The organism is Billgrantia zhangzhouensis (assembly GCF_021404465.1).
In the GTDB taxonomy this organism is placed as follows: Bacteria; Pseudomonadota; Gammaproteobacteria; order Pseudomonadales; family Halomonadaceae; genus Halomonas; species Halomonas zhangzhouensis.
The window spans coordinates 69,030-83,752 of the sequence record NZ_JABFTT010000014.1 but is presented as its reverse complement, the minus strand read 5'-3'; the positions used below and the strand labels follow the sequence as shown (position 1 = coordinate 83,752).

Here is a 14,723-nt window from a genome sequence, read left to right as displayed (position 1 = left end):
CATCGATAGCAATTTCGCCATCGAGCCCAAGAGGAGCTAAAATTTTGCTTATTCATCAGCCGTCCCCAACATATCTACCCCATTGCCCAAAACTCTATTCCAGACACCAATTAAATCCAAGGTTGAATTTAATCTTCGCGCTTCCACTACCGACAATCCCCTGGACTTCGCATATGTCTCAAAACCAATCATCAAAGCTTCTTTCGAAGCCGCCGTCGTAATATCTTCTCTTAAATATCCCGACAATAGACTGGAAGCGGTACCTGCCGCAGCTAGACCAGTCCCTATCTGACCAACAGGTGTAAGCACCACACCTGCAGTGGCTGCAGAACCTAAATCATCCAACGCTTTGGCATCCAGCGCCCTGGAGTACGCCTGCGCCGCCGGATCGCTATAGTCAATATTCGCCCCTTGCGCGATACAGTCCGCATCGCCGCATGGGAAATGCGGCACATGGAAGGTCTTGCCATCCAGCATGTAGCTGACGATGTATTGCCCCTCCTCGTTCAGCGGTCTGCCCGTCAGGCGGTCTCGTGGTTGGCCAGGCGCGGCGTCTTCTGCGGGGAGTCGATAGACCGCCGTCCGATATGGGGAGTCGTCTCCTCCAGTCTGCTCGATGATGTAGGCGATCAGTTCCGGGGGCGTATCCGTGGGAATCAACTGCACCAGGTAACGCGTCGTGCCGCCTTCTCCAGGGGTGGCGAGCCAATTGCCACCATAATCGAAGTATGTCCCATCAACGGCTTCCAGATCATGCAAGTCGACGACGATATTGCTTCCTGGCCCTTGTCCCAAACCATCGTGGTACATCCCGCGCATGGCATCCTCGATCTCTTCCAGCGTAAATTGGCCATCGCTGGCTTCGGCCAGGTCGCGGGCCAACTCCCGTTCGTGGGTATGTAACTGCCGGTTGTAGGACTCCACCTGCCCGGCGATAAAGGCTCCATCATTCACGTTGCCGCCCGCAAGCTCGGCGGCCACGATACCGACGATCTGGGCGGCGGCGTTGCTGAATTCGGTGCGATTGGCGTCCCCCACGAGTTCGTGAACGAGGGCTTCGCTGGCGCCGGCGGCGAGGGCGCCGGTGGCGAAGTCTCCGCCCATCGCTTCGCTGATGCTGCCGCCGATCAGGGCGTGGAGCGCGATCTTTTGCGGGTCGCCTTCCTGCCAGAGGTGATCGTTGGCGAGGTCGCCCACCGCGTTGAACAGCACCCCGGAGACCACGTGCGCCACGGCGGCTTCGAAGCTATCCCCGAGGTGATCGCCAAAACTGCCGCCTTCCACGGCGGCACGAATGCCGGCATTGATGGCGGCCTGGGTGGCACGCTGCCCGGCGAAGCGGCCGATGTCGCCTGGATTGTTGAGCGAGAGATTGGTCGTGGCGCCGGTGGTGGGGTTGGTCTGGGTTCCCCAGACGTGGTCGGTCATGCCTTGGGTGGCCCCGGCACTCAGGGCGGCGAGGGCGGCACCGCGCAGGCTGTCCGAGGAGAGCGTGTCGCCTAGCGCCAAGCCCAGATCGCCTTGATGGTTGATCAGGCTCACCGCGCCGGTGCCAGCCAGTGAGCCGGCTCCCGCTCCCACCATCGCCGCGCCAATGGCATTGTTGACCAGGCCAGCGGCAGCGGGCCCGGCCCAGGCGGCGGCCACGATGCTGACCGCCAGCGCCGCGCCCGGCCCGAGGCCGGATTGGGAGTAGCTCCAACTGTCGTGGATGGCCTCGACCTGACGCCAGTCGATGTCGCCGCGCTGCTCCATCTCCTTCAGCCAGGCAAGGTCGGGGTTGGCCGCGACCATGGCGTCGATGACCTGGCGCACGCTCTGTGCGTCGACCCTTTCGATCTCGATGGTCACGCCTTGGGCGGCGTGGATGGCCAGTTCGCCCTGGTAGCGCAGCTCGCTCTGGCTCAGTGTCTCGCGGGTGAAGCCTTTGCCGCTAGCCGACTGGCTGACGAAGTTGCTCTTGCTACGCTCATGGGATTCAGTGCGGATATCGCTGCCCATCTCGAAGGTGATCTCGCCGCCGCTGACGGTAGCGATATCGCACCCGGCGCTCAGGGCGAAGTCGCGATCAATGGTAGAGCTTGAAGCAAGCTTACTCGGCCTCACCGCCCCATTCCTTGTCCTCACCCACACCAAACGGATCGCCACCTTCAACCTCTTCCCGCTTCATTCGCTCCAGCTTGTCACAACGGGCGACACACTCGAACCAAGGCTGGCCGGACCAGTCACCGCTATCGTCGATGCGAAAGCGCGAGATCTTATCCGACTGCAACACATACCAATCTTGATTTCGTAGATATTGCCAACCGTATGCCTCGCCACTGGGGCGGGCATACACGTAAATCTTATTTGGAGCACCTTTGGCGCCAATTTCGCAGTTCTCTTTCCGGGAATGTCTTGTATTTCTTCCTAGCCGTTCAATACAGTGGACACCATCATACTCCTCAGAATATAGCAAAAAACGGCCATTAAAAGCGTGAGAAACTTCCCACCTATAATAACTATTCATGGCTGGCATGAACAGTCCCTCCCAACCATTGCTGACAATGCTTCTAGGTGCCTCACGATCCTCAACAACTGAGAAGATAGGATATGACTCTGAAGGGACACGAAGATAGTTGTCATTCATAACAAACACTTCTCGACCTTCAATATGGTCCTGGTGCGCACGATAGGCCGCATGCGGAACACAGCCAGACAGCACAGAGATATTGATAATCATCAAGCAAGCCGGAAGTTTATTAATGACGTTCACTGACCACCTCCAGTATTAGGGCGGAAGGGTTCATAAAATTCTCTTGAGTGTTGAAAAAGCCCCGTAGGCACGATTTTCCCATGCCAGTTGAACAACATTCCGCCACCAAAGCCGTTGATGATATCGCCTCTGCCCAACCTAACCTCGGCATTAGGAGGTGCAACTATCCCAAACGGCACGGACTCCAGATAAGTGCTTTCCACCAGGCCATGACGCGCCAGGTAGGACTGCGTGATCGTGCCTAAACTGTGGCCGCCTGCAGCAGGTTGACCAACACCCACTTCAACGAGATAATCTCGGACCGTGGCATCGGGTAAATCCTGATATCCTAGCGCTGAGTCGGCAAGGTCAAAGATACTACCTACGACAGGTCGCTTATCACGAGAGAAGAAACCCGTTGTTCCTGTACCCCTGGTATGCTCGAACTCTTGGTCATCCGCCCAAAAGCGACTCCCTGCCACGCTATTTCCCGCAATAGAACTGGCCATCAACAACCAATTAAGTTCATCCGGGTTCAACCCCACACCATCGGCGATCTTCTGCTGAACCTCACCATATACCTGCTGCAAGCCCAGATGCATGCCAACACTGGCGAGCCCCATCGCGTTACCTTGCATGAAGTATTCATAGGCATCGCCCGCCATATTGATGGGGTTGTCGTAGTAAGTGCCTGCGCTGAGGTGACCCGTGAATGCACCCGTAATGCCACCTCGCCAAGCGGCTTCTCGCCAATCCCCCCCCTGGCTGAACGCGCCCACACCACCACCGGCAGCACCGCCCGCCATGCCGGAGAGGATGGCATTGCCCGAGCCTGCGGCTATCGTCGTTCCACTTGCCGTGGTAGCACCTGCGGCAAAGGTCGCTTGCGACCCGGCTGCGGCTCCAGAGAGGTTGCCCACCATGCCGCTGACGGCCCCGGCGGTGTAGTAGCTGACCACCGCAGTCAAAATGGTGGTGGCGATGGGGCTCAGGCCGCTATGGCTGTAATGCCATTCATCCTGGAAGGCTTCGAGGCTTTCCCAGGTGACGTCATCGCGGCCTTGAAGGGCTTGAAGCCAGGCGAGACCCGGGTTGTCCGCCACGACGCGCTCGATGGCAGCATCCAGGCTTTCACCGTCCCGGGCTTCGTAGAGGGCATGAATACCTTGCTCCGCATGAATCCGAATATCGCCTTGTGCCATCAGCTCATTTTGGCGCAGCGTTTCCACGGTACTGCCCTGCCCCCGCGCCGACTGGCTGACGAAGCTGCTCTTGCTGCGCTCGTGGGATTCGCTGTGCACGTCGCTGGCGGTTTCGAAGCGGATGCGGCCGCCGCTTTGCAGTTCGATGTCGCCGTCGGCTTCCAGGCGGGCGGCCCGGTAGGTCTGGTCCTGCCCGCTGGCGATGAACAGATCGCCGCCGCTGCTCACTTCGCTGCCGATGGCGCGGGTCTTGCTGACTTCGTCGCGCTGGGTGCGGCTGCCGCCGAACGTGCCGCGGCGGCGCGATTCATAGAGGGAGTAGTCGTGCTCCTGGGCGGTGAGGAGTTCGATGTCGCCACCGGCCAGCAGGGCGGCGTCCTCGCCGGCCTGGAGGCGGCTGGCGGTCAGGCGCAGGTCCTCGCCGGCGGTGAGGCTGAGGCTGCCCCCCGCGGCGAAGTCGCTGCCCTGCACGCGGCTCTGGCTGTCGATGGTGTGGGTCCTGCCCCATCGCCGCTCTTCGTACTGGCTGGACTGCCCCGCTTCGATCTCGATGTTGCGCCCGGCGATGACGCCCAGGTCGCCTGCGACGCTGACGTCGGCGGCGCGGGCGTAGAGGTCCTGGCCCGCCATCAGGGTGAGGTCGTTGCCGATGGCGAGCGTGGTGCCAACCTCCTGCTGCTGGCTGCGCTGGAGGCGACCGCCGCTCATGGCGCTGCCCGTGGCCAAGGTCTCCAAGGCCAGGTCGCGACCGGCGGCGATCAGGCCGTTGCCGCCGGCGCTGACGTCGACCGCGGCGAGGCTGAGGTCGCGTCCGGCGTTGAGGATCAGGTCCTGGCCGGCGCTGAGCGTGGCCTGGTGTTCAATGTCGGCAGTGTTGAGGGTCACTCTGCCGTAGCGGTTGGACTGGGTGTCGAGGGTGCTGGCGATGCTCAGGTCGCGCCCGGCGCCCAATGCTAAGGTGCCGGCCGAGTCGACCTCCGCTCCCCGGATCGTCAGGTCGCGCCCGGCGCCGGCCAGCAGTTGGCCGCCGGAATCGGTCAAGTAGAGTCGTGCTTGACGCTCCGCGGTGTTGGCCAGGTTCAGGTCGCGCCCCGCCTGCATACTCAGCGATTCGTTAGCGGTGATGTCACCGCCAAGGTTGGTGAGATCACGCCGGGTCTCGAGGTCGATTCGGTTGCCACTGATCCGGCCCTCCAGGTTGGTGATGTTGCCGGCCGTCATTTCCACCAGTTCGCGCCCGGCCAGGGTGCCCGTGTTGGCCAGGTCGCCGGCAATGTCCATCTGCAGCGAGTCGCCCGCGATCAGGGTGCCATCCCCTTTCAAGTCGCCTTCGCGCAGCCTGGCATAGACCTGTGGCACCAGCACCTTGACCGTGCTGCCGTCCGCCAGGGTCACCGTCTGCTCCACCAGCCACACGATGTCACTGGTCAACTGCGCCATCTGTTCGGCGGTGAGGGCCACGCCGGGGCGCAGGCCGTGCGCCTTGGCGAAGGTCGCGGCGTTGTTCATCAGCGCGGCGTACTGCGCCTCGTCGTCGGCATAGCCTTCGAGGAAGCGCTGGCCGGTCAGTTGGGTGACCTGCTCGCGGATCAGGCGCTGCTCGTAGAAGCCGTCGCCCAGGCGCTTCTGGGTCATGGCTGGGTCGGGGTGCAGGGCCGAGAGCAGGTAGTCGGAGCTGAGCCACTGGCGCTGGTTGGTGAAGCGCGGATCGGTCTCGACCAGTGGCCGAATGCCGGTGGGCTTGAGCTGGAACAGGCTGTTGCTGGGCAGTTGGAGCTGAGGCGTCAGGGTGCGGATGACATCGCCCGCCTCGAAGGAAGAAGCCTGGACGGCACTGCCCGAACGCCCGATGGCTGGGACCTCGACAATGCCTCTGCCGGATTCGAAACCACCAACGCCAGCCGTGGCATTGCCGGCGCCGGAGGCGGAGCCAGAGAGTGACGTGGGCTGCAGGGTACCAATTTGTGCGCCACTGCTCGAGACATTTCGGTTGCCACCGAGCTCTGTGACTGGAAGAATAATGTCGCTCAGTGACTCTTGATCAGTGTAAAACTCCCAGCTCGAAGTGTAAGGAATCGCTTCCCCACCGTGCTCTGAGTGAAAATGATAGTACCCTAAAGACCTGACAAGCCCATTCTCAACAATAGAGCGCTGCCCCCTTGCCTCGAGATTTACAACATTCTCCAAGTCACCCCGAAGTACTGCTCCGGCAACAATTTTACTTTTATCGTTGACTATACTCTCTCCACGGAGGGAAACATTGCCACCTCCTTGAATCAACCCCGGAGCCGAGCGAGTTACTTGGCTAGAATAAACTTCCCGCTCGATATCAAACTCTCTCCATCTTATATAAGTATTTCCGGCACAGCAAAAAAGCCGTCCATTAGGCACTTGTTTAATGGCAGTACCAGTTGCATCATGATAGAGAGAATAATATGTTTTTCGAAACTCTTCTGACGGACGCTTTTCATCCCACCCCACCGGCTGATAAAATAATCCCGTTTCAGATCCGCTATATTGCAGCTCGGTCTCAAAGTGCTCATTGGTATTACGCAAGCTCACCGCAGAAATCGACAAGTCACCCAATGCCTCGATCGTGGCGCTGTTGTTATCGACTCGCGTTGCTTGGCCGGTGGCCCGATCGTCTGCATCGAGGCGACCGCCGATAGCCATGTCGCCAGCGCTGAAGAGTAGCGCCTCCTCGCGGTTGGTCAGGCGGCGCGTGCCGATATCGAGTCGTTCACGGGCGGCGATCGCCGCCGCCCGGCTGTTCTCGACGTCGTTGGTGAGGGTGGTGGCCTGGATACCGAGCCGGTCACCGTAGATGCGCCCGGTGCCGAGGTTATCAAGGGTAATGGCATCGATGCGGGTGGTCACGCCGTCGATCAGCCCGTGGTTGGTGAGCTGGCCGGCGCTGAGCCGGGTGGTAGTGGCCGAAAGTTCGCCGCTGGCCGTATTGCGGATCTCGCTGGCATCGAGGTCGAGCGTGTCACCGGCTTGGAGGGTGCCGCGGTTGGTTAGGGTGCCACTGGTCGCGAAATGCAAGTCGCCCGCCGCCTTGAGTTCGGCGCCCTGGTTCAGGGTGAAGTCGCTGGCGAGCTGCAGCGCCAGATCGCCCAGCGATAGCACCCGGCCGTTGCCAAACAGGCGGGCCAGCTCCAGGATCAGGCGCTGGTTGGCGATCAGGGTGCCGCCCTGGTTGTCGATTTCCTCGGCTTCCACGGTCAGGGTATCGAGCGATGAGAGCAGGCCGTTGCGGTTGTCCACGCGGCTGGCCGCGTCGATCTCAAGCCGCTGGTTGGCCCGCATCGCGCCCTGCTGATTGACGGCTTCTTCAGCGCTGAGGTCGATACTCTGGCCTTCTATACCCTGGTCGGCGCCCTGGGTGTTGCTGTTGACGACGCGGCTGGCATTGACCTTGAGCGCAGCACCGGAACGTATCAGGCCACCTTGGTTGAGCAGCGCCTCATTCAGGTCGAGGGTCATGTCACCGAGGGCCTGGAGCTGGCCGCCGCGGTTGTCGAGACTGTTGGCCGTGAGCGTCAGATCGCTCTCGCTGAGCAGCGTACCACCGAGCCGATTGGCGATCTCCACAGCGGTGACGTCGAGCCGGCCGCCGCCGATAAGGCCGTTGCCGTTAACGATGTCGCCGGCGGCCAGGGTCAGGGCTCCATTGGCGAGAATCCCCCCGTCCGCTCCGCTGTCGACGTTGATCAGGGCCTGGCCAAGCGTGTCGATCATCGCATCGCCGCTAGCCTGGAGCGTACCGCCGGTATTGTCCAGCTCGCCGCTGATCGAAGCGAGGCTGTCGCCTGCCGCGATCAGGCCCGCCATGTTGTTCAGGCGCTGCCCACCGGTATCCAGTGATACCCGCTCGCCCACCAAGGTGCCGCGCTGGTTGTCCAGGCCCTGGCCGCTCACGTCGAGCTGGTTGCCTGCTTCGAGGGTACCACCACGGTTGTCGATGACGCTGTCCGCCGCGACGGTAAGATCCCCCTCCACCGCGCCAAGGGTGCCGCCGGCATTGTTCAGCGAGGCCACCTGCAGGTCGAGCGATCTCTGGGCCAGCAGTTGGCCCTGGGCGTTGGCGACATTCCCCTCGACCGTCAGGCCAAGCGTACCGCCGGATACCAGTTCACCCTGCCGGTTGTCGAGCGATGCGGCGGTCACGTAGGCATCCCCCGCCGCCTGAACCGCGCCCTCCCGATTGCTCAGCTCGCCAGCCGTCAGGTCGAGGGCAGCATTGCTGGCAATCAGGCCGTTACGGTTATTCAGCGCCTGGGCAACATCGAAGGTCAGGGGAGCGTCGCTGCCGAGGTGCAGTAGTTCACCCTCACGGTGGCTGAGGCTGTCGGCCTGAAGGGCGATGTGCTGGGCCTGGGTGCGGGCGCCGTCGAGAACGATCTCGCCGCCCTCCACGGTAAGGTCGCCCTGGCTGACGATCAGGCCATCGCTACCGTGCAGGTTCGCGGCGGCAATCTGAAGCTCGCCTTGGTCGCTCAGTTGGACGATCTCGCCGCCTTCGTTGGTCAGGCTGTCGGCCACGTCGAGGCGCAGGCCATCGGCGGCTTCGATCCGCCCCCGGGAGTTGTCGAGGGATTGGGCCTCGACATCGAGCGATCCCTGTACCGCGCCCATCAGCCCCTGGGTGTTGGTCAGTTGAGTCGCGGTGACATGCAGATCGCGTTCGGCCACCAGCTGGCCCTGAGTGTTGTCGAGCGTTTCGGCCTCGAGGTCGAGCGAGCCACCGGCTCTTACGGTACCGGCGGCGTTGTCCAGGGCGTCGGTGCGGATGACGATGTCGGCGTTGGCGGCCACGCGTCCGCCGCGGTTGTCCAGCGTGCCGGTGGCCAGGTGCAGGGTGTCGTTGCCGGCCTGGATGAGTTCGCCGTCGCGGTTGGAGATAGCCGCGGCGCTGAGGTCGAGCCGCTCGGCCTGCACGCTGGCGCCGTCGGTGCGCAGCGTGGCGTCGGCGCTGGCGGTGAGGGTGTCGCGGGCGCTGAGGGCGGCACCGCTGGCGTCGAGATCGCCGCGGCGGGCGGTGACGTCGATATCGCGGGCCTGGGTCTCGCTGCCGGCCAGCGAGACGGTATCGGCTTCGGCCAGGAAGCCGCCCGCGGCCAGGTTGCGGCCCTGGGTCGTGACGTTGTCGCCGGCGGTGAGGGTGAGTTGGCCGTTGTTGCCAAGACGCAGGCTGCCGGCGTCCACGCCGGCGGCCAGGGTGGCATCAGAGGTGCTGCGAATGCGGCCTTGTGCTCCCGTAGCGCTGAGGGTCAGGTCGCCCTGGGCCAGGACAGCACCGGTGCCGAGGTTATCGATACGCGTCTGGCTCGCCAGTTGGATATCGCCTTCGGCGGTGATCGCGCCGCGGTTGACGATGCGTCCCTCGGCGGTGAGTACCACGTCGCCCACGCCGCCGGCCTGGGTGGCCGTGAGGCTGCCGGCGTTGTTGACCCCAACGCCGGCCTCGGTGGCGACCAGGGTGATCTTGCCGGCGTACATGCCACCCAGATGCGCCACGTCGATGGCGACGGCCGGGGCGTCGCCCTGGGAGGTGAGGCGTTCGATCACCTGGCCGTCGGTGCCGATGCGGTTGGCCCCGGTCACCACGTTCAGGTCGTTGGCCCAGACGCCGCCCTGCACCTCGATGGCACGCGCCAGCACCGCCGTATAGTCAGTGCCGCTGGCGTCCAGCCCGGCGCCGGAAATGGTCACCGTGCCCTGCTGCACGCGGTAGCCGGTCAGCTCGCCGTTGCGCAGTTCGGGGGTGCCGGTGGTGAGGGTGGCGCGGCTGGCGTTGATGAAGCCGGCGCCATTGACGTCGATGCCCGCCGGGTTGGCGATGACCACTTCGGCCCGCGAGCCGGCCACTTCCAGGTAGCCGCGCAGCTGGCTGGGGTTCGCGGAGTTGACCTCGTTGAGAATGACCCGGGCTTCGCCGCTGGTGAGGTGAGGGTTGCCCTGCACCCAGCCGCTCAGTTGGGTCTGGGTGTTGCGGCGCGAGTTGTTGAGGATCGCGCCCTTGGAAGAGACGTCGAACTGGCGGTAGCTGTTGCGCGAGACGCCGGCAGCGCTGGGGGTCTGGATGTTGACCTGGGGCACGCCGTTGGCGGTTTCCAGCACCGTGGGGCGCTGGTTGCCCGGGGCGTTGGGGTCGCTGGCAATACTGGCCTGGACGGCCGGGCTGCCGAGCAGCAGCGCCGCGAGCGTAGCGGCAATGGCCGGTTGGCGCCGCGAGCGCCAGCGCCCCACCCTACTGCCTTCCGCCGGCGACTTGCCGGAGGCCACGGCAAGCTCCGAGGCGGCAACGAGCTGGCCCTTGGCCCGGTTGAAAACGAGTCGATAGCATTGCCGATTCATAAGAGCGTCCCTGCGTGGCTTATGTCAGTTATGTCGGTTACTTCAATCAAAACGAGAGGTAGAAGCTGAAGCCGATGTCGCGGTGGTCGGTACGAAAGCCGTCGGGTTTCATCACCGGGGTGGCGATGAAGGCGTCGTAGCTCAGGTGGCCGAATAGCGAACCGCGCAGGCCCGCCACCGCGCCGGCGAGCTCCGAGCCCAGCAGCCATTCGGTGCTGGGGCCGCTCACCCGGCCGTAATCGAGCCCGGCGTAGAGCGATTGGCCACTGTTGCCCAGCGCCAGCCCGAGGTCGTTGCGCACCAGCCAGCCCCGCTCTGCCACCAGGCTGGCTTCGTTGAAGCCGCGTACGGTGTAGCGGCTACCGATGGAGAAGCGATCCAGGGGTGTCAGCGGGGTCAGGTTGTTCTGCATGCGAAAGCGCCCGCGGTACTCCAGCGCCTGGCCGCCCACCTGGAACGGCAGCGTAAGCCCGGCATGGGTGGAAACGAGCTGGAAGCGCGAGGTGCCCTCGTCGAATGCCTCTTCGGGCGCGGGCAGGGAGCCGAAGGCGCCGGTGCCGCGCTTGTAGGCGGTGCCGAGGTCCAGGGTGGCACGGCCGATGAACTCGCGGTGCTCGATGCCGGCCTCCCAGCCGCCCACTACCCGGCGTTGGATCTCAATCTCGATATCGTCGATGTAGTTGCGCGAGCGGCGCTGGAAGCCACCCAAGGACACCGTGGTCTTGCGGGTAGCATCGCGATAGACCAGGCGCGACAGGGTCACTCCGGCCTGCTGGCTGGTGCCGCTGTAGACGTACTCCTGGAAGGCGCCGGCGATGGTCTGGTAGTAGTCGTGGTCGCTGTAGTCGAGCGCCAGGCTCCAGTAGCCCCAGGGCACCGAGTAGTGGAGGCTGTGGCTACGACTGCCACGCGGCCCGGAAGCGCCGCCGCCGAGGTCGCGCCCCAGGTGGATATGGAAGAGGTCGTTGATGCCCAGGGGGTTGTCGAGGGAGATGCCGACGCCGCCCATGTACTCCCCGGTGGCCTCGCTACCGCTGTCGTCGGCCGTCCACGAGGGGCGCAGTCGCCAATCCTGCTGGTAGTCGATAACCAGGTCGCTGGCGCCCGGCGCATCCGCCGGTGCGATCTGGATATCGGCCTCGACGGAGGGCAGGCGCTGGAAGTTCTCCAGCGCCTGTTCGATGTCACGCAGATTGAGCACATCGCCTTGCCGCGCGGGCACGGCGTTGCGCAGCGAGGCATGAGAGCGACTGGGATCGGCGACGCGGATGGCGGCGATGCGACCGGGAACCAGGCTCAGCGTCAAGGTGCCAGCGCTGAGGTCCTGGTCTTCCAGCAGGATGCGGCTGGTGATGAAGCCACGCTCGATCAGCGCGTTCTGGGCGCGCTTCATGACCAGGTTGATGCCTTCGGTACCGAGGCAGCGGCCGATGGGAGAATCCTCACCCCGCTCACCGGTGGTAGCGTCCAGTACCCAGACGAAGCGCTGCGCTTCCTCACCTTGCAAGGCAAGCTCGTCGATGACGAAACAGGGCGCTTCCTGCTCGGGCAGCCGATCGAGCTCCTCCACGGGAACCGACAGACGAATATCCGCCTGGGGGAGTTCGCGCTCCTGAATGGCCTGCTCGCGCTCCTGTTGGCGGCGCAGCGCCTCGTCCGGCGTCGCATCCTGTGCCAAAAGTGCCGTCGGCAAGCTCAGCGCCAGCAAGGCTGGCATGAAGATAAGGCGGGGCAGCCTGCGTTCCCTGCCGACGGTCTTGCTGCCGGTTGCCTGCGTAAAGCAGCCGGCGATTCCCTGTCGTACGGCGTCCATTGCACCACTGTCTTTATCGATTGAGTTTTATGTCCTGCATCCGGCACTGCTCGCTGTCCGCTCTAAGGTGGCGAGACTGGCGTGGTACCGGATTGAAGGTGTTATCGGCAGGCATGGCGCAAGCTTTAGCCCCATTTGACTTCAATTCATCCCAGCGAAGCGCCGGCCATTGACCCAAGACAAGGACAACCAAGGTCGCAGCAGGCATAGTCCCAATAACAAGCATATTAAATGCTTTTTAACCATCTTACGGGAGGAAGCGATGTCCACCGTCTCGTATCTCCATACGCGGGCCGACGCGGCCGAAGCACCACTCGATACCCGCGGCCGCGGCCTGGCGGCAATCGTCTACGTGCTCTACCTGGGCAGCGTGATGGCGGTGGTTACCGCCCCCATCGGTGTGCTGATCGCCCACTGGCGTCGTCGTCACGCCGCTGATTGGGTGGCGAGCCACCTGCAGTTCCAGATCCGCACCTTCTGGCTCGGCGCGTTGGGCGGCGCCGCTGCGCTTGGAGCGTGGAACCTGCTGGGGCTGATCGGGGCGCCGGCCTGGGCCTCCTGGGTGCTTGGCTACGGCTTCTTCACCGCCTGCCTGGCCTGGACCATGGGCCGCTGCGGCGTAGGCATCCATCGCCTGTTGCACGACCGTGCCATCGACGCCCCACGCAGCCTGCTGTTCGGCGGCGCCAGGGTGTCACTGGAAGGCTGACCTGGGAGCCCGCCGATGACTACTGTCACCTCCACCCTGCACCTGCCGCCGACACGCTCCGCCGCCGTCAGCGGCCTGGCCTGGGGCTTCATCGCCTTCTCCGCACTGACTGTCGCCCTGCTCACCCTGCCGCTGCTGCCCGGCGAGGCACTGGTCGCTTCGCTTGGCGTCGAGGCCGGCAGCGGCGGACTCACCGGCGGTGTGGCCTGGCTGATCGAGCGCAGCAATACCTTGGCCGGCCTGCTAATGGCAGGGGCCGCCGTAACCCTGGTTCTCTCCGTGGCGCTGTTGCAGCGCCGCCGCTGGGCCAGACCGGCTTTCCTCACCTTGATGGCAGCCGGCTTCGTCGGTGTGCTGGGCGGCGCCGCGCTGACGCCGCTGACCTTCGGCTTCATGGCCGATGCGGCGGGCAACGTCGCCGGCCCCGAGGACCCGGTGGCGGGACTGATCGGCGCCCTGGCGGTGTTGATCCTGTTCGCCACGCTGCTGGTGGTACTGTTCGCCTGGGCCTGCTGGAAGCTCACCACGCCGGCCATTCGCGCCGAGTTCGAGCGCATGCCCGTCGCTGCGGAGGCGTGATGTCGCAGCATTGGGAAACTTCCGCTCGCGCCCTGCCCAACCCCGGCTGGGGGCCGCTCTCGGCGCTGCCCGGCAACCCGCTGATGTGGGTGCTGATCCTCAGCGAGATCGTGGTGTTCGCCGCGTTCTTCGGCCTGTTCGCCTGGCTGCGGGCCGGCGAGCGCGAGGTCTTCGACGCCTCCCAACAGCTGCTCGATCCAGTGGCCGGCGGCATCAATACCCTGGTGCTGCTGACCAGCGGACTGTGCGCCGCCCTGGCGGTACAGGCGATTGGCCGTGGAGCCAAGCGCCGCTGCCGCCAGTGGCTGGGGGCGGCCTTTGCGCTGGGCGTGGTGTTCTGCGTGGTCAAGGTGGTGGAGTACGCCGACAAGCTCGGCCAGGGCCTGATGCCCGAGACCAACACCTTCTTCACCTTCTACTACCTGCTGACCGGCTTCCACTTCGCCCATGTGCTGTTCGGGCTGGGACTGATCGCCCTGGTGGCGTGGCGCATCTCCCACGATAACGTGGAGACCGCTGCTGCCTTCTGGCACCTGGTCGATCTGATCTGGATCCTGCTCTACCCCCTTATCTATCTGCTGAGGTAAGCCCATGGGCAATATTCGGAATGCCCTTCGCGACACGACCACTCGGCGACTGTTGTTCACCTGGGCAGTGCTGATGGGGCTGACGCTGATCGCCATGCTTTCCGCCCGGCTCGGCGGCGAGGCCCGCCTGGCCGCGTTGCCGCTGTGGTCGGCGGGGCTGCTGCTGGCCACCACTTTCTTCAAGGCCCACCGGGTACTGATGGTTTATCTGGGCCTGGCTGACGCCTCGCCCGCCTGGCGTGGCGCCTTTGTCGGGCTGGTTCTCGCCACCCTGGCGCTGGTGGGATCAGGCTATCTCGTCGCCCAACTAGCCTAGCCTTCGTCCTCGAGAGAAGTGAACAAAACGGCGCCGCTATCGGGGATAGCGGCGCCGTTTGTTGTCGTGCGGGCTTAGTAGGAAGGGGGCGGCGGCCCGACACCGGCCCACTCCGCCAGCCGCCGAGCCAGGCGGATCAGGCCGTAGACGGCGAAGGGGGCGACGAACATCATCAGGATGCCCCAGTCCTGGGTGTTGATCACCCAGGCCAGCGGGGTGATCACGGCGAAGGCGGCCAGCAGACCGAGGGCGAGGGCGATAGCGGGACGTGAGTTAGCCATTTCTCTTACCTCAAAAACAATATCTCATCCTGAAATCCAGGATTCATGTCACGAGCGATGACAGGCTGGCCGCCGCCGGAACGGAACAACCGGAGTTGACTGGCTGCTCAATGAGGATTGTGAGTACCGCCGGCGGCCAGGA

9 protein-coding genes are annotated in these 14,723 nt (G+C 64.0%); 4 read left to right on the top strand and 5 right to left on the bottom strand.

The features are described 5' to 3' along the window. Positions 1-48: 48 nt before the first annotated feature. Genes HOP51_RS17285 through HOP51_RS17270 form a run of 4 tightly spaced genes read right to left on the bottom strand, consistent with a single transcriptional unit; the run spans position 49 to position 12,109 of the window. On the bottom strand, positions 49-2,106 hold the full coding sequence (locus HOP51_RS17285; RefSeq protein ID WP_234275160.1) for a DUF637 domain-containing protein: 2,058 nt from the start codon (positions 2,104-2,106) through the stop codon (positions 49-51). Continuing rightward, positions 2,093-2,755, bottom strand: coding sequence for a hypothetical protein (locus tag HOP51_RS17280; protein WP_234275159.1), 663 nt, complete (start codon positions 2,753-2,755; stop codon positions 2,093-2,095). The genes HOP51_RS17285 and HOP51_RS17280 overlap by 14 nt, the downstream gene beginning before the upstream one ends. Further along, positions 2,752-10,296: a two-partner secretion domain-containing protein gene (locus tag HOP51_RS17275; RefSeq protein ID WP_234275158.1), complete on the bottom strand. Its 7,545-nt coding sequence runs from the start codon at positions 10,294-10,296 to the stop codon at positions 2,752-2,754. The genes HOP51_RS17280 and HOP51_RS17275 overlap by 4 nt, the downstream gene beginning before the upstream one ends. A 46-nt stretch (positions 10,297-10,342) precedes the next feature. After that, positions 10,343-12,109 carry a ShlB/FhaC/HecB family hemolysin secretion/activation protein gene (locus HOP51_RS17270; RefSeq protein WP_234275157.1) on the bottom strand — a complete coding sequence of 589 codons (1,767 nt, stop codon included), beginning with the start codon at positions 12,107-12,109 and terminating at the stop codon, positions 10,343-10,345. A 262-nt stretch (positions 12,110-12,371) separates the two neighbouring features. Between HOP51_RS17270 and HOP51_RS17265 the strand changes: the two genes are divergently transcribed. Genes HOP51_RS17265 through HOP51_RS17250 form a run of 4 tightly spaced genes read left to right on the top strand, consistent with a single transcriptional unit; the run spans position 12,372 to position 14,300 of the window. After that, positions 12,372-12,818, top strand: coding sequence for a DUF4870 family protein (locus tag HOP51_RS17265; protein ID WP_234275156.1), 447 nt, complete (start codon positions 12,372-12,374; stop codon positions 12,816-12,818). 15 nt (positions 12,819-12,833) lie between these two features. Further along, a complete protein-coding gene (locus HOP51_RS17260) occupies positions 12,834-13,397 on the top strand; it encodes a hypothetical protein (RefSeq protein ID WP_234275155.1) in 564 nt (187 codons plus the stop codon). Further along, complete coding sequence (locus tag HOP51_RS17255) at positions 13,397-13,984, top strand: cytochrome c oxidase subunit 3 (protein ID WP_234275154.1); 588 nt, start codon at positions 13,397-13,399, stop codon at positions 13,982-13,984. The genes HOP51_RS17260 and HOP51_RS17255 overlap by 1 nt, the downstream gene beginning before the upstream one ends. Before the next feature lie 4 nt (positions 13,985-13,988). Beyond that, positions 13,989-14,300: a hypothetical protein gene (locus HOP51_RS17250; RefSeq protein ID WP_234275153.1), complete on the top strand. Its 312-nt coding sequence runs from the start codon at positions 13,989-13,991 to the stop codon at positions 14,298-14,300. 74 nt (positions 14,301-14,374) lie between these two features. Here the strand turns inward: HOP51_RS17250 and HOP51_RS17245 are convergent, their stop codons facing one another. Continuing rightward, positions 14,375-14,581, bottom strand: a complete 207-nt coding sequence (locus tag HOP51_RS17245) for a hypothetical protein (RefSeq protein WP_234275152.1) — start codon at positions 14,579-14,581, stop codon at positions 14,375-14,377. Positions 14,582-14,723 lie beyond the last annotated feature (142 nt).

Coding starts and splice junctions, on each gene's coding strand:
- HOP51_RS17275 (WP_234275158.1), bottom strand. CDS start 10,296: ATGAATCGGCAATGCTATCGACTCGTTTTCAACCGGGCCAAGGGCCAG.
- HOP51_RS17255 (WP_234275154.1), top strand. CDS start 13,397: ATGTCGCAGCATTGGGAAACTTCCGCTCGCGCCCTGCCCAACCCCGGC.
- HOP51_RS17265 (WP_234275156.1), top strand. CDS start 12,372: ATGTCCACCGTCTCGTATCTCCATACGCGGGCCGACGCGGCCGAAGCA.
- HOP51_RS17270 (WP_234275157.1), bottom strand. CDS start 12,109: ATGGACGCCGTACGACAGGGAATCGCCGGCTGCTTTACGCAGGCAACC.
- HOP51_RS17245 (WP_234275152.1), bottom strand. CDS start 14,581: ATGGCTAACTCACGTCCCGCTATCGCCCTCGCCCTCGGTCTGCTGGCC.
- HOP51_RS17250 (WP_234275153.1), top strand. CDS start 13,989: ATGGGCAATATTCGGAATGCCCTTCGCGACACGACCACTCGGCGACTG.
- HOP51_RS17260 (WP_234275155.1), top strand. CDS start 12,834: ATGACTACTGTCACCTCCACCCTGCACCTGCCGCCGACACGCTCCGCC.